Source organism: Falsiruegeria litorea R37 (assembly GCF_900172225.1).
Classification (GTDB): Bacteria; Pseudomonadota; Alphaproteobacteria; order Rhodobacterales; family Rhodobacteraceae; genus Falsiruegeria; species Falsiruegeria litorea.
Genome location: NZ_FWFO01000005.1, coordinates 14,615 through 39,210 on the forward strand (window position 1 = coordinate 14,615; position 24,596 = coordinate 39,210).

25 protein-coding genes are annotated in these 24,596 nt (G+C 59.5%); 16 read left to right on the forward strand and 9 right to left on the reverse strand.

Annotated features, from left to right (window positions below):
• Positions 1-10 precede the first annotated feature (10 nt).
• From regB to TRL7639_RS19940, 10 genes are all read left to right on the forward strand, one after another.
• Positions 11-1,408, forward strand: coding sequence for a sensor histidine kinase RegB (gene regB / locus TRL7639_RS19895; RefSeq protein WP_085797647.1), 1,398 nt, complete (start codon positions 11-13; stop codon positions 1,406-1,408).
• Positions 1,409-1,491: 83 nt separating this feature from the next.
• Positions 1,492-2,997 (forward strand): PAS-domain containing protein, encoded by a 1,506-nt coding sequence (locus TRL7639_RS19900; RefSeq protein ID WP_235820468.1) that lies wholly within the window; start codon positions 1,492-1,494, stop codon positions 2,995-2,997.
• A gap of 41 nt (positions 2,998-3,038) precedes the next feature.
• Positions 3,039-3,512, forward strand: coding sequence for a tRNA (adenosine(37)-N6)-threonylcarbamoyltransferase complex ATPase subunit type 1 TsaE (tsaE, locus tag TRL7639_RS19905; protein WP_085797648.1), 474 nt, complete (start codon positions 3,039-3,041; stop codon positions 3,510-3,512).
• The gene (locus TRL7639_RS19910) at positions 3,509-4,513 is read left to right on the forward strand and encodes an aminoglycoside phosphotransferase family protein (RefSeq protein ID WP_085797649.1); all 1,005 of its coding nucleotides are present in this window, start codon (positions 3,509-3,511) and stop codon (positions 4,511-4,513) included. The genes tsaE and TRL7639_RS19910 overlap by 4 nt, the downstream gene beginning before the upstream one ends.
• Positions 4,510-5,196, forward strand: coding sequence for a nucleotidyltransferase family protein (locus TRL7639_RS19915; protein WP_085797650.1), 687 nt, complete (start codon positions 4,510-4,512; stop codon positions 5,194-5,196). The genes TRL7639_RS19910 and TRL7639_RS19915 overlap by 4 nt, the downstream gene beginning before the upstream one ends.
• On the forward strand, positions 5,189-8,128 hold the full coding sequence (gene addB, locus TRL7639_RS19920) for a double-strand break repair protein AddB (RefSeq protein ID WP_085797651.1): 2,940 nt from the start codon (positions 5,189-5,191) through the stop codon (positions 8,126-8,128). The genes TRL7639_RS19915 and addB overlap by 8 nt, the downstream gene beginning before the upstream one ends.
• Positions 8,125-11,484: a double-strand break repair helicase AddA gene (gene addA, locus TRL7639_RS19925; RefSeq protein WP_085797652.1), complete on the forward strand. Its 3,360-nt coding sequence runs from the start codon at positions 8,125-8,127 to the stop codon at positions 11,482-11,484. The genes addB and addA overlap by 4 nt, the downstream gene beginning before the upstream one ends.
• A 60-nt stretch (positions 11,485-11,544) precedes the next feature.
• Positions 11,545-11,865: a thioredoxin gene (gene trxA, locus TRL7639_RS19930; RefSeq protein ID WP_085797653.1), complete on the forward strand. Its 321-nt coding sequence runs from the start codon at positions 11,545-11,547 to the stop codon at positions 11,863-11,865.
• A gap of 222 nt (positions 11,866-12,087) precedes the next feature.
• Positions 12,088-12,438 (forward strand): Lin0512 family protein, encoded by a 351-nt coding sequence (locus TRL7639_RS19935; protein WP_085797654.1) that lies wholly within the window; start codon positions 12,088-12,090, stop codon positions 12,436-12,438.
• The gene (locus TRL7639_RS19940) at positions 12,435-12,803 is read left to right on the forward strand and encodes a Lin0512 family protein (protein WP_085797655.1); all 369 of its coding nucleotides are present in this window, start codon (positions 12,435-12,437) and stop codon (positions 12,801-12,803) included. Before TRL7639_RS19935 ends, TRL7639_RS19940 begins: the two co-directional genes overlap by 4 nt.
• Before the next feature lie 60 nt (positions 12,804-12,863).
• On the opposite strand, the gene TRL7639_RS19945 is transcribed toward TRL7639_RS19940, so the two are convergent.
• Complete coding sequence (locus tag TRL7639_RS19945) at positions 12,864-13,058, reverse strand: DUF1127 domain-containing protein (protein WP_085797656.1); 195 nt, start codon at positions 13,056-13,058, stop codon at positions 12,864-12,866.
• Positions 13,059-13,307: 249 nt separating this feature from the next.
• Between TRL7639_RS19945 and hslV the strand changes: the two genes are divergently transcribed.
• A complete protein-coding gene (gene hslV, locus TRL7639_RS19950) occupies positions 13,308-13,865 on the forward strand; it encodes an ATP-dependent protease subunit HslV (protein WP_085797657.1) in 558 nt (185 codons plus the stop codon).
• 57 nt (positions 13,866-13,922) lie between these two features.
• Here the strand turns inward: hslV and TRL7639_RS19955 are convergent, their stop codons facing one another.
• Positions 13,923-14,315 carry a DM13 domain-containing protein gene (locus tag TRL7639_RS19955; RefSeq protein WP_235820469.1) on the reverse strand — a complete coding sequence of 131 codons (393 nt, stop codon included), beginning with the start codon at positions 14,313-14,315 and terminating at the stop codon, positions 13,923-13,925.
• Between the two features lie 203 nt (positions 14,316-14,518).
• Between TRL7639_RS19955 and hslU the strand changes: the two genes are divergently transcribed.
• From hslU to TRL7639_RS19970, 3 genes are read left to right on the forward strand one after another with little or no spacing between them, the layout of a single operon-like run.
• The gene (gene hslU / locus TRL7639_RS19960; protein ID WP_085797659.1) at positions 14,519-15,826 is read left to right on the forward strand and encodes an ATP-dependent protease ATPase subunit HslU; all 1,308 of its coding nucleotides are present in this window, start codon (positions 14,519-14,521) and stop codon (positions 15,824-15,826) included.
• Between the two features lie 53 nt (positions 15,827-15,879).
• Positions 15,880-17,001: an alpha/beta hydrolase gene (locus tag TRL7639_RS19965; protein WP_085797660.1), complete on the forward strand. Its 1,122-nt coding sequence runs from the start codon at positions 15,880-15,882 to the stop codon at positions 16,999-17,001.
• Positions 16,998-18,218, forward strand: a complete 1,221-nt coding sequence (locus tag TRL7639_RS19970) for an MFS transporter (RefSeq protein WP_085797661.1) — start codon at positions 16,998-17,000, stop codon at positions 18,216-18,218. Before TRL7639_RS19965 ends, TRL7639_RS19970 begins: the two co-directional genes overlap by 4 nt.
• Here the strand turns inward: TRL7639_RS19970 and TRL7639_RS19975 are convergent.
• From TRL7639_RS19975 to TRL7639_RS19985, 3 genes are read right to left on the reverse strand one after another with little or no spacing between them, the layout of a single operon-like run.
• The gene (locus TRL7639_RS19975; protein ID WP_085797662.1) at positions 18,215-18,802 is read right to left on the reverse strand and encodes a Smr/MutS family protein; all 588 of its coding nucleotides are present in this window, start codon (positions 18,800-18,802) and stop codon (positions 18,215-18,217) included. The genes TRL7639_RS19970 and TRL7639_RS19975 overlap by 4 nt on opposite strands.
• Positions 18,802-19,854 carry a murein transglycosylase A gene (mltA, locus tag TRL7639_RS19980; protein WP_085797663.1) on the reverse strand — a complete coding sequence of 351 codons (1,053 nt, stop codon included), beginning with the start codon at positions 19,852-19,854 and terminating at the stop codon, positions 18,802-18,804. The genes TRL7639_RS19975 and mltA overlap by 1 nt, the downstream gene beginning before the upstream one ends.
• Positions 19,851-20,507, reverse strand: coding sequence for a Tim44/TimA family putative adaptor protein (locus tag TRL7639_RS19985; RefSeq protein ID WP_085797664.1), 657 nt, complete (start codon positions 20,505-20,507; stop codon positions 19,851-19,853). Before TRL7639_RS19985 ends, mltA begins: the two co-directional genes overlap by 4 nt.
• 108 nt (positions 20,508-20,615) lie before the next feature.
• Between TRL7639_RS19985 and TRL7639_RS19990 the strand changes: the two genes are divergently transcribed.
• The gene (locus tag TRL7639_RS19990; RefSeq protein ID WP_085797665.1) at positions 20,616-21,149 is read left to right on the forward strand and encodes an FxsA family protein; all 534 of its coding nucleotides are present in this window, start codon (positions 20,616-20,618) and stop codon (positions 21,147-21,149) included.
• Positions 21,150-21,205: 56 nt separating this feature from the next.
• Positions 21,206-21,709 (forward strand): protein-export chaperone SecB, encoded by a 504-nt coding sequence (secB, locus tag TRL7639_RS19995; RefSeq protein WP_085797666.1) that lies wholly within the window; start codon positions 21,206-21,208, stop codon positions 21,707-21,709.
• Positions 21,710-21,737: 28 nt separating this feature from the next.
• On the opposite strand, the gene dnaQ is transcribed toward secB, so the two are convergent.
• From dnaQ to TRL7639_RS20015, 4 genes are read right to left on the reverse strand one after another with little or no spacing between them, the layout of a single operon-like run.
• A complete protein-coding gene (gene dnaQ / locus TRL7639_RS20000; protein ID WP_085797667.1) occupies positions 21,738-22,463 on the reverse strand; it encodes a DNA polymerase III subunit epsilon in 726 nt (241 codons plus the stop codon).
• Positions 22,456-23,049, reverse strand: a complete 594-nt coding sequence (gene coaE / locus TRL7639_RS20005) for a dephospho-CoA kinase (protein WP_085797668.1) — start codon at positions 23,047-23,049, stop codon at positions 22,456-22,458. The genes dnaQ and coaE overlap by 8 nt, the downstream gene beginning before the upstream one ends.
• Positions 23,046-23,879, reverse strand: a complete 834-nt coding sequence (locus tag TRL7639_RS20010) for a shikimate dehydrogenase (protein ID WP_085797669.1) — start codon at positions 23,877-23,879, stop codon at positions 23,046-23,048. The genes coaE and TRL7639_RS20010 overlap by 4 nt, the downstream gene beginning before the upstream one ends.
• Complete coding sequence (locus TRL7639_RS20015; RefSeq protein ID WP_085797670.1) at positions 23,876-24,475, reverse strand: Maf family protein; 600 nt, start codon at positions 24,473-24,475, stop codon at positions 23,876-23,878. Before TRL7639_RS20015 ends, TRL7639_RS20010 begins: the two co-directional genes overlap by 4 nt.
• Between the last annotated feature and the right edge of the window lie 121 nt (positions 24,476-24,596).

The window sequence follows — 24,596 nt, forward strand, 5'->3', positions numbered from 1 at the left end:
TAATCGACCGATGACAGAATCCAATATGGGCCTCTGGCGCGGGCAACAGCGCAGCAGCTGGATCCGCCTGCGGACCTTGATCGTTCTGCGATGGGTCGCCATCGTCGGGCAGATTGCCGCGATCACCGTGGCGCAGCGCATGTATGACCTGCAGCTTGAGCTGGGGCTGTGTTACCTAGCGATTGGTGTATCGGTCGTGGGAAACCTGGTGGCAATCTTTGTCTTCCCCGAGAATAAGCGCCTGTCAGAGTTTGAAAACTTCCTGATGGTGCTGTTCGATCTGCTTCAGCTGGCGTTTCTGCTTTATCTGACTGGCGGGCTGCACAATCCCTTTGCATTGCTACTTTTGGGGCCGGTGACAATCTCGGCCAACGTCATGGGTTTGCGCTCGACCCTGATCATCGGCGGTACGGCAATCGTACTTGTCACATTGCTAGCAGAATTTCACTTGCCGCTAAGAACCGACATGGGCTTTCTGATGCGGGTGCCTGACATTTTCGTGTTCGGCAACTGGATCGCCATCATCATCGCAATTGTTTTTCTTGGCGCCTATTCCTATCGCATCAGCGCCGAAGTCGTGTCGATGTCCGAGGCCCTCTCGGCCACCCACATGGCGCTGGCCCGGGAGCAGAAACTTACCGACCTTGGGGGCGTCGTAGCCGCCGCCGCGCATGAGTTGGGCACGCCACTGGCCACCATCAAACTGACCAGCGCAGAACTGATCGAAGAGCTGGATGACCGCCCTGATCTGCGCGAAGATGCCGCCCTGATCCGCGAACAAGCCGACCGTTGCCGCGACATCCTGCGGGACATGGGACGCGCCGGCAAAGACGACCTGCACCTGCGGCAAGCGCCGCTTAGCACCGTCATCCACGAAGCTGCAGAGCCGCACATGGGCCGTGGCAAAATCGTTCATTTCGAAGAGGGTCCCGGCGAAGGCGGCGACGTCCAGCAGCCCGCCATCCTTCGCAAGCCCGAAATCATCCACGGCATGCGCAACCTTATCCAGAACGCGGTGGATTTCTCGCGCGCCAATGTTTGGGTGGAATCCGAATGGACCGAAGATCAGATCGTGGTGCGAATTGCTGACGATGGGCGCGGCTATTCACCTCATATGATCGGTCGGATAGGCGATCCTTTCATGCGCCGCCGCCGGTCTGATGCCGAGAAAAAGTCACGTCCCGAATACGAAGGCATGGGTCTTGGCCTTTTCATCGCCAAGACGCTCCTTGAACGCAGCGGCGCATCGCTGAGTTTTGCCAATGGTTCGGACCCCTACCAGACTTTGACCGATCACCCCGATCATCGCGGGGCTGTTGTCAAAGTCAGTTGGCCACGCGCGCAGATCGATGCACAACACGGCAAGAATGCCGTGCCCATCGGCTTCAACGAACAGTTCAAGATCTGATCTGCGGGATTGGTTAAATCCGCGTTAACCTTTGTGAAGCATGGTTTGTGTCACTAACCGATGTGAATCAAGGGACGCGAGGTATGATTTCTGAATGGGTTTTGATGGGTGTGGTCTGCCTTGTGTCGGCTTCCATGGTCTTGTTGTGGCTAACGCCGCGCCAAGCAAAGCCTCCTCTCTCTCAGGTCACATCTCTGGACAAACTCAGCAACGACCCGATCTTTCTGTTCGAAGGAACCGAATTGGTGGGTCTGTCTGACGCAGGCGAGCGCGAAGGGGTCGAGATTGCCGATTGGCCTGGGTTACGCGCTCATCTTGCAGGTCGCTTCCCGAACTTTCCAGAATCCCCAGATCAAATCCAACAAGCTGGTGAACTCGTCGTCCCGCCCGTGGATGTCAGTGCACGCCAAGATGTCCATTGCGAGTGGATCGATGGTGTGACGCGTGTGCATCTGCGCCAAATGGACGAGCCCGCCCCAAAGCGACTTGAACTTGATCCGGTTCGTGCCGCAACCGAAAGTGCGCCCTATCCGGTGTGGTGTGTGGATTCACAAGGCGCGGTTTGCTGGCACAATGAGGCCTATTCCCGATTGGCGCGCAAAGTGCGTGGACAAGATACCCGCGATCTGAGCCCCCTATTTGATTTGACCGACACAACTGGGCCCAACGGACACCGCAGACGCATTTCGATCTCGCCCGAAGGCAGCGACCAGAAGCTTTGGTTCGACCTTTCCGTGGTTGAGCGGGATGAAAACAAGCTGTGCTATGCCACTGACATAAACGCTGTTGTTGATGCCGAAGTGGCCCAGCGGAACTTTGTTCAGACGCTCGCCAAGACCTTTGCCCAACTGTCTATCGGGCTTGCGATTTTTGACCGCAACCGACAGTTGGCCCTGTTCAATCCGGCGCTGATCGATCTGACAGCCCTACCAGCCGATTTTCTAAGCGGCCGCCCCAGCGTCATGAGCTTTTTCGACCGCCTCAGGAACCAGAACATGATGCCCGAGCCAAAGAGCTACGGTGGGTGGCGGCAACAAATGAACGACCTTGTCGAGGCTGCCGCAGACGGTAGGTACCAAGAAACCTGGTCGCTGCCATCCGGGTCGGTTTACTCTGTCAGTGGCAGACCTCATCCCGATGGGGCCGTGGCCTTTTTGTTCGAAGACATCACAGCCGAAATCACGTTGACCCGCCGATTCCGCTCCGAGTTGGAACTGGGCCAGTCCATCCTGGATCAGCTCGAAGACGCAATTGCGGTTTTTGCCTCGGACGGGGCTTTGGCCTTTTCAAACGTCGCCTATCATCAGCTTTGGCAGGTCGATCCCGAGGCAAGCTTTGCTACCGTCTCGGTTTTGGATGCAACTCGTATCTGGCAAAACGAATGCAGCGCCACACCGGTTTGGGGAGAGATACGCGATTTTGTGGCCCGACGCGAAAACCGTTCGCAATGGCGCGAGCAGGTGCACTTGCGGTCTGGTCAAACCCTCATCTGTACCATCAGCCCGATCCAGAACGGCGGAACGATGATCCGATTTACCTCTCAGTCACATGTTTCCCAGACCCCGAAATTGAGCGCTGCGCAAAGCTGATCCACCTTGCAGCCGCCGACCGTCGCGGCCATTGTGGCGCCATGACCCGTCTGCCTCTTTCCATCGACCTGATCACGCCGGAAAAGACGGCCGAATTGGCCGAGTTTCTTGCTTTGCACCTGCGTCCGGGTGATTGCATTCTGCTGTTTGGAGAGATTGGCAGCGGCAAGACATTCTTTGCCCGCAACCTGATCCAATCCCTGCTCGACCACCCCGAAGATGTCCCCTCACCTACGTTCACGCTGGTGCAGGTCTATGAAACATCCGTCGGGGAAATCTGGCATTCGGACCTGTATCGCCTGACATCGATCGACGAAGTCGAGGAATTGGGCCTGATCGAAGCGTTTGAGACATCCATCTGCCTTATTGAATGGCCCGAAAAACTGGATGATCTAGCGCCACAAGATGCCCTTTCGCTACATTTCACGGCCGATCCCGAACACGACACGCGACGGGCTCTCACCCTCAACTGGAACGATCCCAAATGGGACACACGCCTGGACCCTCTGAAATGACCAATCGAGCTGTCGTCAGCGAAGCCATCATCGCAAGAACCAAATGGGCGGGCGTCACCCCTGCACCGCTTGCCGGAGACGCATCGAACCGGATTTATCACCGGTTGACCGACCCCGCATCGAAAGACACTGCCGTCCTGATGGACGCCGACCCAGAAAAGGGCGAAGACGTCCGACCCTTTGTTCGCGTCGCCAACTACTTGCGCGACCTAGGCCTTAGCGCGCCCGAGATCTTGGCCGAAGACGAGGATTTTGGATTTCTGTTGCTCGAGGATCTGGGAGACGGCCTGTTTGCCCGTGTGATGGCCGATCAACCCGAATTGGAGCGGCCCCTGTACGAGGCCGCGACCGATGTGCTGATCCACCTGCACAAATCGCCCGTGCTGGATCTGGACAGCTACGGCCCGCGCATGATGACCCAGCGCGCAACAATGGCGTTCTCGCACTATGCGACCGGGATAACCGGCGCCGATCAGACCGACGTTCAAGACCGGTTCAGCAAACTGTTCCAGGACGTCCTTCTGGACACAACCGGCGGACCAAAGGTTGTCGTCTTGCGCGACTATCACGCCGAAAATCTGATTTGGCTACCTGATCGCTTGGGGCTGGCGCGTGTTGGGCTACTCGATTTTCAAGACGCCATGCTGGGTCATCCGGCCTATGATCTGATGTCGATGCTGCAAGATATCCGCCGCACCGTTCCTGCGGGGATCGAGATGACAATGATCAACCGCTACCTGCAAGCGACCGGCGTGGACGAACACGCGTTTCGCCAAGCCTATGCCGTGCTGAGCGTACAGCGCAACTTGCGCATCCTGGGCGTCTTTGCCCGCCTCGCCGTTGAGCGCGGCAAGCCGTCGTATGTTGATCTGATGCCCGCCACATGGGACCATCTGGTGCGCGGCCTCAATCACCCAGCCCTGGCATCGGTGTCGGACCTGATCCTGAAAACGCTGCCCAAGCCGACCCCGGCCAACCTGCAAAAGTTGAAGGACAGATGACCCGATCACCCCACGCTGCCATGCTCTTTGCCGCGGGTTTCGGCACGCGGATGAAGCATCTGACAAAGGATCGCCCCAAGCCGATGATCCCGGTGGCAGGGCGCCCACTGATCGACCACACCATCGACCTGGCGCGCGATGCAGGTGTCGAGACACTGGTGGCAAACCTGCATTACCTGCCCGAACTGCTGGCGGACCACCTATCCCCCCAAGGCGTGAAACTATCGTGGGAGCTGCCAGACATCCTGGAAACCGGGGGTGGGTTGAAGGCCGCGTTGCCCATGTTAGGGAATGATCCGGTCATCACCATGAACACCGATGCCATCTGGTCCGGGCCAAACCCGGTAAGCCTGCTGTTGCAGGCCTGGAACCCGGACAGGATGGATGCGTTGCTGATGTGCGTGCCGACCTCACAAACCCTGGGCCATTCCGGGGGTGGAGACTTCGCGCTTGACGCGGACGGCAGGCTGTCTCGCGGTGGGTCGCTGACCTATGGCGGGATTCAGATCCTGAAAACCGATCTGCTGGACAGCATCGAGCAGCGCGTCTTTTCGCTCAACTTGCTGTGGGATCGGATGCATGAGCAGGGCCGCCTGTGCGGGCTAAGTTTCCCGGGCCGGTGGTGCGACGTGGGTCACCCCAACGGGATCGCCTTGGCCGAAAGCCTGATCAACGATGTTTGAGCCCAGCGCAAAACCCCACGTCTTTGCCGAAGCCCCGGGTGTCGATTTTCCGGCCGCCTTGGTCGAAGGCTTGCATGCTCGGGCAAAAGCACATCCGCCCGAAGCCCTGGCGCGGGTGCAATTGGTGGTCAACACCCGCCGAATGGCACGTCGCATCCGCGATCTGTTTGATGCGGGTCCTCCGTGTCTGCTGCCACAGATCTCGATGATCACCGACCTGGGTGAGACGCAGGATCTATCACGCTTGCCACCTGCCGTCCCGCCCCTGCGCAGACGGCTGGAGCTGACACAGCTGATTTCGCGCCTGTTGGATCAACAACCCGATCTGGCCGCGCGGTCTTCGCTCTATGATCTGTCAGACAGCCTGGCCGATCTGATTGATGAAATGCAGGGTGAAGGTGTGTCACCGCAGACCATCCGAGACCTCGATGTCAGCGACCTCTCAGGCCATTGGGCGCGCACCCAGCAGTTCATCGCCATCGCCGATCAATTCATCGGCTCGGACGAACTGGACGTGCAGGCGCGCCAACGTAAGGTCGTCGAAAACCTGATCGGACACTGGCAAGTTGCACCGCCCCGGCACCCCATCATTCTTGCAGGCTCCACCGGATCGCGCGGCACGACGCTGATGTTGATGGAGGCGATCGCCCGCCTGCCCCAAGGCGCGTTGATCCTGCCGGGATACGACTTTGCCCAACCCACCTCGGTCTGGTCCGGCCTGGACGATGCGCTGTTGTCCGAGGATCATCCACAATACCGGTTCCGCAAGCTGATGCGCGGGCTGGACCTTTCGCCGGACGCTGTCGAACCTTGGACAGGGTGGGAGCCCCCGTCCCCGGCCCGCAACCGGCTGGTTTCGCTGGCCCTGCGCCCTGCGCCCGTCACCGACGCCTGGATGACCGAAGGTGCACATCTGACTGACCTGCCTGACGCAACCAAGGGGTTCACATTGGTCGAGGCCCCCTCGCCCCGGTCTGAGGCTTTGGCCATTGCCCTGCGCCTGCGCCAAGCGGCCGAAGATGGGCAGACCGCGGCGCTGATCACCCCGGACCGGATGTTGACGCGTCAGGTCAGCGCGGCGCTGGACCGGTGGTCGATCATTCCCGACGACAGTGCCGGTCTGCCATTGCAGCTGTCCCCCCCCGGACGTTTCCTGCGCCATGTCGCCGGCCTGTTCGTGCGTCGACTGGATGGCGAGGCGTTATTGACCCTACTCAAACACCCGCTGTGCCACATGGGCGGTGCGCGGGGCGATCACCTGCGCCAGACGCGCGATCTGGAACTCGACTTGCGGCGCCACGGCCCCCCGTTTCCGGACGTCGAAGGGTTCGAAGCCTTTGCGTCGCGCCGTTTGGCCGGTCAGGTTGAGATCCCACCTGCCTGGCTGGACTGGCTGGGCGATTGCTTTGTCGACCAACAAGTCAGCGGCGAGCTGTCCCTGACACAATGGGTCGAGCGCCTGCGCAACCTGGCCGAGGCTATCTCTATCGGCAGCGCACGGGACTGCGACGACATTCTGTGGGACAAGAACAACGGCCAAAAAGCGCTTGAGGTGTTCAGCAAGCTCGAAGCCGAGGCCGAGCATGGCGGCGACATGACTGCCCGCGATTTCGCCGATTTGATCGGTGCCATCCTGGCAGATGAAGAGGTCCGCGACCGCGACGCGCCGCATGATCACATCATGATCTGGGGCACGCTCGAGGCGCGGGTGCATGGTGCCGATCTGTTGATCCTGGGCGGCCTGAACGAAGGCAGCTGGCCCGAAGCGGCCAAGCCAGACCCCTGGCTCAACCGTCAGATGCGGGATGCAGCAGGGCTGCTGCTGCCAGAGCGGCGCATTGGCCTGTCTGCGCATGATTTCCAGCAAGCGGTCTGCGCCGAAGAGGTCTGGCTGACTCGCGCCACACGCTCGGATGATGCAGAAACAGTTGCCTCACGGTGGGTGAACCGTCTGACAAACCTGCTCAGCGGTCTACCGGATCAAGGTGGCCCCGAGGTTCTGAAGGAAATGAAAGCGCGCGGCCAGCTGTGGCTGGATCGCGCCGATGTGCTGGAAGAGGCCCCGGCCATTCCCGCCGCCAACCGCCCCTCGCCGCGCCCGCCGGTGACCGCCCGCCCGCGCCGCATGTCGGTGACCGAGATCAAGCGCCTGATCCGCGACCCTTACGCGATCTATGCCAAACACGTGCTGCGCCTGAAACGGCTGGACCCGCTGGTGCAAGCCCCCGATGCGCTGCTGCGCGGGATCGTGGTACACGAGGTGCTGGAAAAATTCGTCGCAGGTACACTGGAACACCCCGAAACCCTGACGCGCGAGGCGTTTCTGGCCCAAGCCCGCACCCTGCTGGACGAGCTGGTCGCCTGGCCCACCGCCCGCAAGCTTTGGCTCGCACGGATAGAACGGATGGCCGATGCGTTTCTGGTCAGCGAAGAGCAGCGCCGCGCCATCGCCAACCCCATCGCGTTTGAGGCCAAGCTGAAACAGCGCCTTGATCCGCTGGATTTCGAACTGGTGGGCCGCGCCGACCGGATTGATCAGAACGCGCGCGGCGACCTGTACATTTATGATTACAAAACCGGCGCCCCGCCGACGGCTGCGCAGCAATCGAAGTTCGACAAACAGCTGCTGATCGAAGCGGCGATGGCCGAAGAAGGCGGGCTTGAGGGGAAGGACCCGATGCAGGTTGCCGCCGCCGTCTTCATCGGTGTGGGCGGCTCGTTCAAAGAGGTGCCCGCGCCGCTGGACAAGGAACCACCCGCCAAGGTCTGGGCCGAACTGCGCGAGCTGATTGAGGCATACTTTGACCAGGAACAGGGTTACACCGCGCGCCGCATGCTACACCGCGATACGGACATTGGCGATTACGACCACCTGTCCCGCTTTGGCGAATGGGACCGCACGACCGAGGCCACGCCCGAGGATCTGACATGAGCCAGCGCAACGAAGCCACCCAGAAACAGGTGACGGCAGCACAGCCCAACGCCTCGACCTGGCTGTCGGCCAACGCGGGCTCGGGCAAGACGCGCGTTCTGACCGACCGTGTGGCGCGGCTGCTGCTGAGCGACGTGCAGCCGCAGCACATCCTGTGCCTGACCTACACCAAGGCCGCCGCGTCCGAGATGCAGAACCGGCTGTTCAAACGCCTGGGCGAATGGGCGATGTTGCCGGACGAAAAGCTCTATTCCCAACTGAACGACCTTGGTGTCGATGGCGTCGTGAATACTGACCGGCTGTCTCATGCGCGCACGCTCTTTGCCCGCGCGATTGAAACTCCCGGTGGATTGAAAATCCAGACGATCCACTCGTTCTGTGCCTCGCTCCTGCGGCGTTTCCCGCTCGAGGCCGGGGTGAGCCCGCAGTTCTCGGAAATGGAGGATCGGTCCGCCGCCCTGTTACGCGAAGAGATCGTCGAGGCGCTGGCCGAGGGAGATCAAGCGCATCTGGTAGACGACATTGCACGTTATGTGACGGATACGGGCTTTGACGGGCTGACACAGGCGATCACACAAAAACGCGATGCGTTTACAGGCGCGGTTGATTGGGCTGCGCTGATGGGCTGTTTCGAATTGCCTGCCGACTTTGACGAACAGGCCCTTTTGGATCGCGTCTATCTGGGCGGTGAGCTGGAGTTGATCTCGGCCATCCGTCCCTTGTTGACCGACAGCGGCGGCAACAATGCCAAGGCGGCGGCCAAACTGGCCGGATTCACCGATCGAACTCTGGCCACCTTGCCCATACTGGAAAGCGTGCTGCTCACTGGTGCTGGGGCCAAAGAGCCATTCACAGCCAAGTTAAACGGCTTCCCCACCAAAGCCCTGCGCGAAGGTGCAATGGCGGCGCAAATGCCACAGCTTGAGGCGCTGATGCGCCGGGTCGAAGACGCCCGCGAGCAGCGATTGGCACTTGTGGCGGCGCGTAAATCGCTGGCGTTACATCGGTTTGCCAGCGTCTTTTTACCGGAGTACGAACGCCGCAAGCAGCTGCGCGGGTGGCTCGATTTTGACGATCTGATCCTGAAAGCGCGTCAGCTGCTGAACGATCCCTCAGTGGCGGCTTGGGTACTTTATCGTCTGGACGGCGGCATCGACCATATCCTGGTGGACGAGGCGCAGGATACCAGCCCCGCGCAATGGGACGTGATTGAAAAGCTGGCGCAGGAATTCACCAGTGGTGAGGGCGCGCGATCGGATGTTGAACGCACGATCTTTGTGGTCGGCGACAAGAAACAGTCGATCTATTCCTTTCAGGGCGCAGACCCCGAAGCGTTTGACCGGATGCAGCAGGAATTTGGGCACAGACTTGAAGAGGCCGACTCTCACTTGGTGAGTTTGACGCTGGAATACTCCTTCCGATCCTCTGCCGCGGTACTGGGGCTGGTCGATCAGGTTTTCGATGGCAAAGTCGAGGCCGGTTTTCATGACGAGGCCAAGCACAAGGCGTTCAAAGCCGCCCTGCCCGGCCGCGTCGACATCTGGCCGGTGGTCGAAAAGGTCGACGATGACGACGACCGCCCCTGGACCGATCCCGTCGACCGGCCCAGCGCGCAGCATCACACAGTGATCCTGGCCGAACAGGTTGCCCGCGCCATCAAGCGGATGATTGATGAGGGTGAGACGATTCCCGAAGACGGCTCTGGACCAGGGAAATTTGTGCGCAGGCGGGTTAAACCAGGGGATTTCATGATCCTGGTGCAGCGGCGGTCTGACCTTTTTGCCGAGATCATCCGCGCCTGTAAGGCCGCTGGCCTGCCCATCGCAGGCGCCGACCGGCTCAAAGTGGGTGCGGAACTGGCGGTCAAGGATCTGGCCGCCCTGCTCAGCTTTCTCGCCACGCCCGAGGATGATCTGTCACTGGCCACAGTTTTGAAATCACCCCTATTGGGATGGAGCGAGCAACAGCTATTTGATTTGGCTCACCGCAGGACGGACAAGTACCTGTGGCCCGCGCTGCGCAACCGTGCCGAAGAGTTTCCCGAGACGCTTGCCGTTCTCAATGACCTGCGCGGCATGACCGATTTTCTACGGCCCTATGACCTGATCGAACGCATCCTGACGCGGCACGGCGGTCGGCAAAAGCTGCTGGGGCGACTAGGCGCCGAGGCCGAAGATGGGATCAACGCGCTGCTCAGCCAGGCCCTGGCTTATGAGCGGACGGATATTCCCAGCCTCACAGGCTTCCTGGTGTGGATGCAGACCGACGACCTTGAGATCAAACGCCAGATGGGTGGCGTGGGTAACATGATCCGGGTGATGACGGTGCACGGCTCCAAAGGGCTGGAATCGCCCATTGTGATCCTGCCCGACACGGGTGCGCGGCGTGCCCCCACGGATGACGAGATCATGATGGCGGGCGACATGCCGTTGTGGAAGGTGTCACGCGATGTCTCGCCGGGTGCTATTGCGCAGGCACGAACCGAGGCGCAAGCGCGGCAGATGAACGAGCGGCTGCGCTTGCTTTATGTTGCGCTGACGCGCGCCGAAAAGTGGCTGATCGTTGCAGCTGCGGGAGATTTGGATAAATCCGGCGACAGTTGGTACCAGATGGTCGAAAGCGCGATGCGCGAAAAGGGTGCCGAGGCAATCCCCAATACCACAATTCAGCGGTTGCAGCATGGCGATTGGTCCGGCCTGGCCCTGCGCGAAGAGCAAGCGCCTGAGAAAACCACTGTCACCCTGCCCGACCATTTCAGAAGCCGCGCCCCTGCCCCGGTTCCGTCACCGGCGACGATCAGCCCGTCGGATCTGGGTGGAGCCAAGGCCTTGGCTGGTGACATGGGTCTGGATGAGGAAACCGCCAAGCTACGAGGCACACGAATCCATACGCTTTTGGAGCATCTGCCGGGAATCGCACCCACAGCCTGGCGACAAGTTGGCGCGCAACTGCTGCCCGATTTGACCAGCGCGGAGTTTGACGATGTGTTCAACGAGGCGCAGCGCGTTTTTATCGCCGATGACCTGACCCATGTCTTTGCCAGGGATACCTTGGCCGAGGTTCCGATCTCGGCCACACTGGGAGAGGCCCGGATGCATGGTATCATCGACCGGCTGATCGTGACGGACGGCCATGTTCAGGCCATTGATTTCAAAACAAATGCCACGGTGCCCGAGATTGCCGAGGGCTGCCCCAGCGGGCTGCTGCGGCAGATGGGGGCCTATGCTCAGGCGCTGGCGCAGATCTATCCGGGGCGTGAAATCCGCACTGCGATCTTGTGGACACGGACCGCTACGTTGATGCCGCTGCCACACGATCTTGTGACAGATGCATTACGAAACACCCAGATATCTTGACGCCCCCTATGGGCGCACTTACGTTCTGATCCCAAGCGCATTCCATTCAGGAGACAGAATATGTCCACCGTAGCCGTCACCGACGCAACCTTCGACGCCGAAGTCAAAAACTCGGACATCCCCGTAGTGGTGGATTTCTGGGCCGAATGGTGCGGTCCGTGCAAACAGATCGGCCCCGCTCTGGAAGAGCTGGCCGCGCAATACGACGGCAAGGTGAAAATCGCCAAGGTCGACGTCGACAACAACCCGAACTCGGCCGCTGCAATGGGCGTGCGTGGCATCCCTGCGCTGTTCATCTTCAAAGACGGTCAGGTTGTGTCGAATCGCGCCGGCGCTGCCCCCAAAGCGGCGCTGGAAAGCTGGATCAACGACTCGATCTAAGCGGTTGCACAGAATTCTTGGATCAAGGCGCTCCGTCACGGGGCGCCTTTTTCTTTGGTGGTTGTCGGATGGGGGCGCTGCCCCCGTCGCTGCGCTCCTCCCCCGCCGTACTTTTGCCAAGAAGAAACATGGGGGGTCTGGTGCCACGGGCGTGTGTCATTTGGACCTTTCGCCTGATCCGAAAACAGGCAAAGTGGCATCAGGTATTTGACAGGAGGCAACATGGCCAAGACACGGGTTCTGGTGGAATTTGGCATGGGCAGCTCGCTCAGGCGCGAGGATTACACCGAAGCGGCGCTCAGGGCGTTGAAAGACGCACTGTGGCACAACTCGGTCAACATGGCCGAGCTGTTCGATTTTCCCAAAGAGGCGATGATCATTGACGCCGAGATTGGGGTGCAGAAGCCTGATCAGGTGGATGTCGACGCGCTGCTCAGCATCTTTCCCTACGGCCAGCCCAGCATCACGGTGGTCGAGGGTGGACTGGACATCGAAAAGCCGCACACGGACGGGCGCACAATCATGGCCAATGCGGCGATTGTCGTGTCCTTTGACATGGAGCCAGCCCAATGACCGAGAAACGTATCATCCTGGAAATGGGCATGGGCAACGACCTTTATGGTCAGGACTATACCAAGGCCGCGCGCCGCGCCGTTCAGGACGCGCTGCATCACTCGTCGATCACGTTGTTTTCCAAGCTGGGCGTCGATCACACCGAAATGCGGGTGCAGGTGACGATTGGTGTGCAGGACCCGGATGCGGTGGATTGCGATCTGGTGGCGGCCGATCTGCCGCGCGGTCGGGCCGAGGTGCGCGCGGTCAAAGGTGGATTGGATGTTTCGGATGCCGAAGCGGGAACGCGACACGTCGTGGCCACAGCTGCGGTCGAGGCCTGGGTGCCCGACATGGCAGGTAAATGGGTGCAGAGCCCCAAATAGAAACAAAAAAGCCGCCCCCGAGGGATGGGGCGGCTCTTTTTCGTCAAAGACGGCTCAAGATCAGATGTTTGCGATCTCGGCGCGGCTCAGGCCGATGTCGCTCAGCATTTCGTCCGACAGGTTGGACAGAGCTTTGCGTGTTTTGCGGGCCTCGTTCCATTCGGTGATGGACTCTTTGACGGACACGAATGCGTTGACCACACGGAGAGTTGCGACTGCTCCGAAAGGCACGGTGTTGGTGGCTACGTTTGCCATGATGCGCTTCCTTTATTTGAAACCAGCCGACCCTGCGTCGGTTGTGAGCCTCATGTAGTACCGCCAAGTGAGTCCCACAATTGTTGAGTCAACAGCCCCGATTTGCGCCCAATGCATAGCGAAACAGCACAAAATCGGGGTGAAAACCGCATTTTTGAGCAAAAAAGGAAATGCGACCAATGCGATGCCCCGTTGCCTCTGCTCCCCGCGCGGCCCATATAGATCGCAACTCACAAGCTGGAGGCACCCATGGCAGACGATCAATTCCCCGGTTGGCACGGCACAACCATCATCGGCGTGAAAAAGGGCGGTGAGGTCGTGATCGCGGGCGACGGGCAGGTGAGCCTGGGACAGACCGTCATCAAGGGCACGGCGCGTAAGGTGCGCCGCCTGTCGCCGGGCGGGTGCGATGTGGTCTGTGGCTTTGCCGGATCAACGGCGGACGCTTTCACCCTGCTGGAGCGCCTGGAAACCAAGCTGGAAGCAACTCCGGGTCAGTTGGCGCGCGCGAGCGTTGAGCTGGCCAAAGATTGGCGCACCGACAAATACCTGCAAAAGCTTGAAGCGATGCTGATCGTAACCGACGGCACGGACATGTTCGTGATCACCGGGGCAGGGGACGTGCTGGAACCCGAACACAACGTCGCCGCCATCGGATCTGGCGGCAATTTCGCACTGGCAGCAGCGCGCGGCATGATGGACACCGACAAGGATGCCGAAGCAGTAGCGCGAGATGCCATGGCGATTGCGGCGGACATCTGTGTTTATACCAACGGTAAGCTGACCGTCGAAAAAATCGGGGGCTGAGCAAAAGCTCAACCCCCTGTGGGCTTCGTCGTGAGTGGCGGCGCCCGATGGTGCGATTTAGTTGATCTTAGCAACACCCAGTGGCACGCCTGCAACTTCGCACCAGATGTAGACCTCGTTGTATTTGGACGCGTCCAGAGTGGGCGGCACAGCGTATTGCTGTTTGCCGGTCAGGTGCAGCAGCGCGCCCAGTTTGGTGTCGGGGTCGTACTTGCCGTCCTTACCAAAAGCGACGCGCGGATCAGGGCCGCCATCCAACGAGAAGTCTTTGCCCAGCTCGACAATGTAGCGATCGCCATCCTTGACCACTTTGACACCGCCCGACGTGACGTGATTGCTGAGACCGGTAAACGTGCCCTTGGCGCCACCGGCCAGTGCGGCTCCGGTGCTTGCAACGGTCAATGCCATGCCAGATGCGGCTGCGGCCAGGAACAAAGAACGACGGTTCATCATGAGTGGGGACCTCCCTTGGAATTCTTAGGCTTGATTGCCTTGCGCTGACATTTGAGCAATCGGCGCGCGTTTGTAAGGGGGTCTCACGCGCCCCTGATCAGGCGTGTTTCGCGCGTGTTTCAGCGTGAGGAGCGCGTGATCATCTTGTGTTTTCCGCGCCCATGCTTAGGTTCCCCGATAACCCAACGGATAGAGTGACCATGACCGACCTGACCCCGCGCGAGATTGTTTCTGAACTGGACCGTTTCATCATCGGCCAGAAGGATGCCAAACGGGCCGTCGCCGTGGCGTTGCGCAACCGCTGGCGGCGCAAGCAGCTGTCTGATGACCTGCGGGACGAGGTGTATCCCAAGAATATCCTGATGATCGGCCCCACCGGTGTCGGCAAGACCGAGATCAGCCGCCGCCTGGCGAAACTGGCCCGCGCGCCCTTCATCAAGGTCGAAGCGACAAAGTTCACCGAGGTGGGCTATGTCGGTCGCGACGTGGAACAGATCGTGCGCGATCTGGTGGATGCTGCCATCGCACAGACGCGTGAGTACATGCGTGAAGACGTCAAGGCCCGCGCCCACAAAGCGGCTGAGGATCGTGTGATCGAGGCGATTGCCGGCACCGATGCCCGCGAAGCCACGCGCGACATGTTCCGCAAGAAGCTCAAATCGGGCGAATTGGACGACACCGAGATTGAACTGGAACTGTCCGACACAACAAACCCGATGTCGATGTTCGAAATTCCGGGTCAGCCCGGCGGCAACATGGGCATGATGAACCTGGGCGATATGTTCGGCAAAGCCTTTGGTGGTCGCACGACCCGCAAAAAGTTGACCGTTTCCGAAAGCTATGAGGTGCTGATCGGGGAAGAGGCCGACAAGCTGCTGGATGATGAAACCGTTACCCGCATTGCGTTGGAAGCCGTTGAGCAGAACGGGATCGTGTTCCTGGACGAGATCGACAAGGTCTGCGCCCGCACAGACGCGCGCGGCGGCGACGTCAGCCGCGAAGGCGTGCAGCGCGATCTGCTGCCCCTGATCGAAGGCACCACCGTGTCGACCAAACATGGCCCCGTTAAAACCGACCACATCCTGTTCATCGCGTCCGGCGCGTTCCACATCGCCAAACCGTCGGATCTGCTGCCCGAGCTTCAGGGCCGACTGCCAATCCGCGTTGAACTGCGCCCGCTGACCGAAGAGGATTTCGTGCGCATCCTGACCGAAACTGACAACGCGCTGACCCGCCAGTACACCGCCTTGATGGGCACCGAAGAAGTCGCTGTCACCTTTACCGACGATGGCATTGCCGCGTTGGCCAAGATTGCTGCGGACGTGAACCAGTCGGTTGAAAACATCGGCGCGCGTCGTCTTTACACCATCATGGAACGCGTGTTCGAGGAACTGTCGTTCACCGCGCCTGACCGGTCAGGGGACGCCGTGACCGTGGACGCAGGTTTTGTACAGGAAAACGTGGGCGCTCTGGCGCAATCGACGGATGTCAGCCGCTACGTTCTCTAGACGCCGACAGAAAATCCGCTAGCGTGGTTACGTTCGCTAAAGGAGCATCCAGCGTGCGGATTATCTGGTTTCTGTTTTTTGGGCTGCTTCTCGCAACCTGCACCGATCGCAGCTATTCCCCGGTTGTGCCCAGCGCGTTGGACGTGGGCACGCCCAAAACCGTGTTTGCCGCAACCTCGCGCGTGAAAGAAGCAGATGGCAGTTTTGCCCATCGCCGGTCCGAAAACCTGAGCCTGTTGGAATTGACCGTGTCGATCCCACCGTCCCACACGCCGGGGTCGCTTGACTTTGCCTATGCCAATCCGAACCCACACAAAGAATTCACGCTGGCCGGGCGCGAAGAGTTCGTCAGTCTTGACGCCTTTTCCCAACGTCTGAACCAAGAGATCCGGAAAGAGGGCGTGCCGTCGCGCGATGTCACCATCTTTGTGCATGGCTATAACTCGACCCAGACCGAAACCGCGTTCCGCGCCGCGCAGTTGTCACACGACATTCAGTTGCCCGGCGCCATGGTGATTTACTCCTGGCCAAGCCGCGGCAAACCCTTTGGTTATGCCTACGACTATGACAGCGTGCTTTTTGGGCGTGACGGGCTGGAACGCGTAATCCGCAAGATCAAGGCCACAGGGGTGAACAACATCTTTATCGTGGCGCATTCCATCGGGTCCGTCCTGACGATGGAGATGCTGCGTCAAGCCGACATTCGTGAACCTGGCTGGGCCGACCGAAACCTGAGCGGCGTTGTCCTGCTGTCCCCGGACATCGACGTGGATCTGTTCAAGTCACAGATGGGCAGCCTGAGAAAGGTGCCGCAACCCTTCGTTGTGGTGGTTTCGGAAAAGGATAAAGCGCTGAACATTTCAGGCCGTCTGCGCGGCAACTCGGATGCGCAGCGGTTGGGTAACATCTCATCCATCGAGGCGGTAGCGGACCTGCCGATTAACATCGTCGACACCACGGCCTTTGCCGGTGATGCGCAATCCTCGCACCTTGTGGCCGGGACATCGCCGACACTGATCGCGATGCTGCAATCCATTCGCGCAATGGACGATTCTTTTGAAGCTGATCCAAGCAATTTGGATTTCTTCCTGCCGCAGGGCGCAGATTCCACACCTGACCACGCACGCGAGATTGTCTTGAACAAGGGTGGATTCACCGGAGACTACGACCGGTGAAACTCCAATCTGCGCTGGAGTTTCTGACACAGAATGCCCGGTGGTTGACCGCTGGTGGTGTGCTGACGTTTTTGTCGAGCTTTGGTCAGACCTTTTTCATCTCGGTCTTTGCCGGCGAAATCCGCGAGACGTTTGACCTGAGCCATGGGGAATGGGGTGGCCTTTATTCCCTTGGTACGATGGTATCAGCTGTCGTGATGGTCTGGGCCGGCGCTGCAACTGATTTCTTTCGTGTACGCCTGTTGGGTCCCCTCATTCTGGCTGGGCTGGTTGTTGCCTGTCTCGTGATGGGACTGAACACTTGGGTCTGGGCCTTGCCGATCAGCGTTTTTCTATTGCGGTTCTTTGGGCAGGGGATGAGCAGCCATATGGCCATGGTGGCCATGGCGCGCTGGTTCACCGCGACACGGGGACGGGCGCTGTCCATTGCTACATTGGGTTTCGCAGTGGGAGAGGCGCTGCTGCCGCTGGCCTTTGTCACCGCAATGCTTAGCGTGCATTGGCAAACCTTGTGGATCCTCAGCGCCGGCATTTGCGCCATGGGCATTCCGGTCTTGATCCTGTTGCTGCGGCACGAGCGGACACCGCAAAGCCTGGCAAAGAGCAATGCAAGCACCGGGATGGAGGGGCGCCATTGGACGCGGGCAGAGGCGCTGCGGCACCCGTTGTTCTGGACGCTGATGCCTGCGATCCTGGGGCCGTCCGCCTTTGTGACAGCTCTGTTTTTTCATCAGGTGCACTTGGCCGAGATCAAAGGCTGGTCGCATATCCAGCTGGTGTCGTTGTTCCCGGTCTATACGGCTGCCGGTATCGTTGCGATGCTCACCACCGGCTGGGCATTGGACAGGTTCGGCACCGCACGATTGATGCCATTCTACATGCTGCCCTTCGTTGTCGGATTCTTGTCATTCGCTTTGGGCAATTCGCTGCCTTTGGCTTTGATCGGGTTTGTGTTCCTCGGCCTCACCAGCGGTGCAATCGCCACCCTGATCCCGGCCTTTTGGGCCGATTTCTATGGCACCGCGCACATTGGCGCGATCAAGGCGCTGGCCACGGCGGTCATGGTTTTGGGGTCAGCCATCGGTCCGGCCATCACGGGCGCACTGATCGACGTTGGTATCGGGTTCGAGACTCAGCTTATCGGGGTTGTGGTCTATTTCATCATGGTCAGTGCGCTGACCACATGGGGCGTCAGGCGCGCAGCCCAAACACTTTAACGCAACCTGCGCAGATAGACGTAATACGCCCCATAGCCACCATGAGACAGATGCGCCGGCGTCACCTGCATCACCGCCTTGGACAGCGGCGGCAAAGACAGCCACTGCGGAACCTGATTGCGCAGCACACCGCGCGGGGTTGGAATGGGGCCAGGTTCATCGCGGTCTTTACCCTTGCCCGTGATCACCAGAACCAAACGCTTGCCGGATGCCTGCGACGACAGGATGAAACGCGTCAGCGCAGGGTGGGCGGTGTCCACGCGCATGCCGTGCAAGTCGATCCGGCCTTCGGGCTTCAGCTTACCACGTTTCATTCGGCCATACGCCTTGTTGTCCATCTGTACGGGCATCTTGGACAGGTGTTGCGTGATAGATGGTTTCAGGCTGTTGCGTGCAGGTTTCGCGCCGGCTTTTTGACCCACCGAAAACTTGGTCAGGGGTTCTATCGGGTCCTTGGTCGGTTTCGGTTTGGGAAGCGAAGTTGCATGGCCTTCCTCGACCCGCGCCGGGTTCAGGCGATCCGCCTTTTCAACAACCTTGTTCCAAAGGTCGACTTCTTCTTCTGACAATCTGCGTCGGGCCATCAGAACCCATCCGGCAACAAGGCATAGGCCTGCTGAATGGGCAACAACACCAGCATCCGTCCCGGATCACGTAGACGGCCGGCGGCCTGACCGGCCGCGTCTCCGGTGCCAAAAAAGATATCGGCCCGCTGCGCGCCTTTGATGGCTGATCCGGTATCCTGAGCGATCATCAGGCGGCGCATCTTCCCCGCGCCATCCTTTTCCACCCAGACCGGAGCACCAAGCGGCGTAAAGGCAGGATCAACCGCAATCGAGCGCATTGCCGTCACCGAACGGTTCATCGCACCGAGAGGACCATCAGCCGAGGATACACGCCGTACCTCGCGAAAAAACACATAACTGGGGTTGTGCAACAACAGCTCGACGCCGGCGGTTGGGTTACGGCGTACCCAGTTCTTGATCACCTGCGCGCTCACTTGGTGGGCGCTGTAGACGCCACGGCGCACCAGTTCGACCCCGATGGACCGATAGGAATGCCCGTTGGCGCCGCCATATCCCACCCGAACCGTCGATCCGTTGGTCAGGCGGATACGCCCGGACCCCTGGATCTGCAAAAAGAACAGCTCGACCGGGTCATCGACCCAGGCAATTTCCAACCCACGGTTGTCCATCACGCCGCTTGTCAGGATCTCACGCCGGCTGAGCCAGGGGTTCGATGCCTTTGCTTCGGGCGGCATTTTATAGACCGGATAACGGAACCGGCTGGTCGGGACACGAGACCCTTCAAGCTCGGGCTCGAAATACCCTGTGAACATCGCGTCTTTGCCGTCCTGGATCAGGACTGGACGAAAGAAAAGCTCGAAAAACGACCGCGCTGTTTCCCGCGAATGGGTCTGTGCCACGGCACACAGCGACGACCAATCTGGATCGTCGAAGTCGGCACACGTGTTGAGGAATGTGTCAAAGGCCGCAGCGTGATCATCTGCGGCCCATCCATCCAGATCGTCAAAAGAGGCAACGGTGTACGTGATGTCAGACCCGTTGCCCGAAGCAGAACCTGCTGCGGTCATAACGGCACACGCCAGAAACACCGACCGCAGCGCTGCAATCATGCGTCCGTGGCGACAAGCAGCCAGTTCGGATCGTCGGTGCCCATGGTGCGGGCAAAGGTCCACGTATCCTTTTGGCGTTTGACGGTGTTTGCGTTGCCTTCGATGATGTCTCCACCACGGTCACGCACGACCGAGGTCAGCTCGCCGACAAAGCGCATGGTGATCTCGGCCAGTTGGCTGTCCTTGTCAAACTTGGCATCCACCAGGGTGGTTTCGCGAACCCCGATAAACTCGGCCTCGATCTTCAGACCTTGATCTTCGCGGTCAGAAACAACGCTTACGAAGGTTTCGAACACATCTTCGGCCAGGAACGGCTGGATGTCGTTCAGATCGCCGCGCTCGAATCCCATGACGATCATCTCATAGGCGCCGCGTGAACCCTGGACAAAATCGGTGACTGAAAATCCGGGTTCGATCCGCTTCATCGCGGTCAATTCCTGCGCCTGCGGGCTGTCTTCGGCAACGTGATCGGTGATGTCCCGATCCGGGCCACCCTCGATCACTTCAAAGTCGCGGGCCGTGCGACCATTGGGCTGTTGTGGCACGGGGGGCTTTTCGAAACCTTCACGCGTACCCAGAACACTGCGCAAGCGCAGAATGAGAAAAATGGCGATGCCGGCCAATACCAAAAGCTGGATCAAGGGTGAGTTCATTTCTTCCTCGTTTCAGGCAAGAGGCTTTGTAAGCAAGGCCTCAGGCCACTATGTAGGGGACAGGGCGGTGCAAGTCCACCGTTCTGCCCTAAGGAAAGGATAACCTAAATGTACCTGTTTCTGGCCTTTTTGCTGGTTCCGATCATCGAAATAGCCTTGTTCATCCAAGTTGGCGGCCTGATTGGGCTTTGGCCAACCCTTGCAATTGTTGTGCTGACAGCGGTGTTGGGCACCTGGTTGGTGCGGACACAAGGTCGCATGGCGATGGGACAGTTGCAGCAGGCCTTTTCCACCCTGGATGACCCGACCGAGCCTTTGGCCCATGGTGCGATGATCCTGTTTTCCGGCGCATTGCTCCTGACGCCCGGTTTTTTTACCGACGCCGTCGGCTTTGCCTTGCTGGTACCCGGCGTCCGGGTGGCGGTGTTCCGCTATCTTCGGTCCAAGGTGACGGTATCGAGCTTTCAGATGGGCGGCGACCCCCGGTTTCAGAACATGCACTCTGGCTTTGATCCCAGACAGGGCACACGCCATCCCGGTGGACCCGGCGACATCATCGACGGCGAATACGAAGAGGTCGGCAAACCGCGTGACCCCAACGCCCCACCGTCAGGTTGGGTCGAAGGACCGGACCGCCATTGAGGTGATAGGGGCAAGCTGCTAAGCAGTGTCGAATTTGATTTTCACGGAGCAAATCCATGGCCGAAAACGGCGCCGCCGAAGGCAACCAACAGCAGCAACCCCCCCAAGTTCAGATGCGCGTTCTGGGACAGTTCATCCGCGACCTGTCGTTCGAAAACGTAATGGCGCAAAAAGGCGCGTCGGGTGACGTACAGCCGGACGTCAACGTTCAGGTGAACCTGGACGCCAAGAAACGTTCGACCGATCACCAATACGAAGTTGCGATCAAGCTGAACATCGAATCCAAGGCGAAAGAACTGGGTGAAACCCTGTTCGTGTTCGAGATCGATTACTGCGGCATCTTCCACGTCGAAGGCGTGGCCGAGGATCAGCTGCATCCGTTCCTGCTGATCGAATGCCCGCGCATGTTGTTCCCATTCCTGCGCCGCATCGTCAGCGATGTGACCCGCGATGGTGGCTATCCGCCGCTGAATCTGGACAACATCGATTTTGTTGCGCTCTATCGCAACGAGCTGGCGCGCCTGCAGGCCGCGCAGCAAGAACAACAGGCTGACGCCTGATTTCGGAAAACGCGCTTGGGGCCGGCCCTCAGGCGCGTTTCCACATCGCATCTTCCCCCAAATTATCGACAAAGGCCAGATGGGCTTCTTGCTCTTGGGCCGTGAGGCGTGAGGGCAGGGGATTGGGCCGCGCGGTCGGGCGCCAGTCATCAGCGACAGCGCCACCAGCACCGCCTTGAACCTGCGACAGGCCAAAGTCGGGCTGCTTGCCACCGATCAGCTCCAGATACACCTCAGCCAGGATTTCACTATCCAGCAAAGCGCCGTGCAGCGTCCGGTTTGTGTTGTCGATGCCAAATCGGCGGCACAACGCATCCAGTGACGCCGGCGAGCCAGGAAATTTCTTGCGTGCGATGGCTAGCGTGTCGAGCGCTTGCTCCCATGGGATTTCCGGCAGACCCATCCATCGCAGTTCGGCATTCAGGAATTTGATGTCAAAGGCGGCGTTGTGGATCACCAGCTTGGAATCACCAATAAAGTCGCGAAAGGCCTGACCCACCTTGGCAAAAACGGGCTTATCTCGCAGCGTCACCGCGCCCGGGCCAGGCTGTTGAGGGGATTCCAGCAGGTCGGGACCAATCCCATGCACGCCAAACGCCTCAAGTGGCATAGAGCGTTCGGGGTTGATGTATTGATGATAGGTCTCGCCCGTGGCCACGTGGTTCCACAGCTCGACGGCACCGATTTCAACAATCCGGTCGCCGCTTTCGGGATCAAACCCGGTGGTTTCCGTATCAAGAACGATTTCACGCATCGTTTAATCCTGCTCTGATCTGCTCCACAACAGCCTGCACCTGTTGACGCGCGTGGTCCAGCGTATCGGTCACGATCACAAAATCGGATCGCTCACATTTCTCGTCATTCGGCATCTGCTTGGCGCGGATTTGTTCGAATTGCTCCAAGCTCATCGTGCCGCGGGCCAAAACGCGCTCTTGTTGAATATCAGCCGAAACCGAAACACAGGCCACCGCGTCCATCGCCGCGTTACCGCCGGTTTCAAACATCAACGGCACATCGAACACCAGAATGTCGGCATCTGTTTCAGCCTTGAACTGCTCGCGATCCTGGCCAACCAGCGGATGCACGATCTGTTCGATCTCTTTCAACGCGCTCGGGTCGGCTTGAATGACCCCACGCAGCGCATCGCGACTGACGGCACCATCAACAATTGCATCCGGAAAGGCAGCTTGCATCGGGGCGACCGCAGCACCGCCGGGCGCATAAAGTCGATGAACAGCCGCATCCGCATCCCAAACGGCGCAGCCCATTTCAGCAAACAGCTTGGCCGTTGTGCTTTTTCCCATACCGATAGAGCCGGTGAGCCCCAGCAGAAAGCTCATCGCAGGGCCGCCGCGCGGGTGGCGCTGTCGACCGTGGGCCGTTCCCCGAACCAACGCTCAAAGCCAGGTACGGCTTGATGGAGCAACATACCAAGACCATCGACTGTGGTGCATCCGGCTTCTTCGGCAGTGAGCAACAGTTTGGTCTTAAGAGGTGCATAGACCAGATCTGTCACAACGGCAGACGGCTTCAATCCATCCATCGGCACGCGCAGTTCGGAATTGCCAACCATACCAAGCGAGGTCGTGTTCACCACCAGATCTGCATCTTCAACCACATTGCCGGCTTGGACCCAATCGATCACCTGCACCCGCTTGCCGAAATCATCGCGCAGCTTTTCCGCGCGAAGGCGGGTGCGGTTCGACAGGAAGATTTCCGGAACGCCGGCCTCGAGCAGGGCTGATATCACGGCTCGAGCAGCTCCGCCGGCCCCAAGCACCAAAGCCGGGCCGGATTTCGGATCCCAATCAGGCGCACCACTATGTAGGTTTTCCATGAACCCATAGCCATCGGTATTGTCAGCGTGGATCTTGCCATCTTCGCGGAAGATCAGCGTGTTCGCCGCACCGATCAGCGTCGCCCGATCCGTGATCTGATCAGCAATTGCCATCACCGCCTCTTTGTGAGGGACGGTCACGTTGACGCCCACAAAGCCGGCCTTGGGCAGCGTACGCAGAACCGTTTCCAGATCCTGTGGCGCAACGTCCATCGGGATGTAGTGCCCGGCGATGCCATAAGTCTTGAGCCAGTGCCCGTGCAATCTGGGGGATTTGGAATGCGCAATCGGGTGTCCGATCACCCCAGCCAAAGGAATACGTGTGTTCGTCATTGTTCGATCACCCCCCGCAACGTCAGGAAATTGAGCAGCTCTAACAGGGGCATACCCAAAACGTTAAAATAGTCCCCGTCAATGGTTGTGAACAAACGTACACCCTCTTCTTCGAGTTTGTAGGCCCCAACCGCATGGCGAATGCTGTCCCAGTTCCGATCAACATAAGAGCGCAGATAGGTGTCCGAACTCGCCCGCATCCGTAAACGCACCTGACCCACGTGACGCCAGATCGGTTCGCCGTTTTCATAGATCACAGCCGCTGACAACAGCATGTGACGTTGACCGCGCATCGCCTTGAGCTGATCAAACGCTTGATCCGGCGAGGCCGGCTTGGACAGAAGCTGTCCCTGAAAGTCCAAAACCTGGTCACAGCCCAGAACCAACGCACCTGGTGTTTTCAGACTGATCTTGCGCGCCTTGAGCTCGGCCAGGGCATCAGCGATGTCGCGGGGCGGGGCCTCTTCCGCGATCAGTGCATTTTTAACAGTATCTTCATCAACACGGGGCACATTAACTTCAAAAGGGACACCTGCGTTGCGCAGCAGCTGCGCCCGGATGGTTGAGCCAGAGGCGAGGACGATGGGGACAGTCATGTGGATAACCCCTTGGGCAAGTCTTTGAGCGATTTCGGATGGTTTGTATGACTTTCCGCTTGCCACGCAACCCCCGGAGTATTGCGAAAAACATCTCTGAGTCGTTCGAGTTGTATCCTTT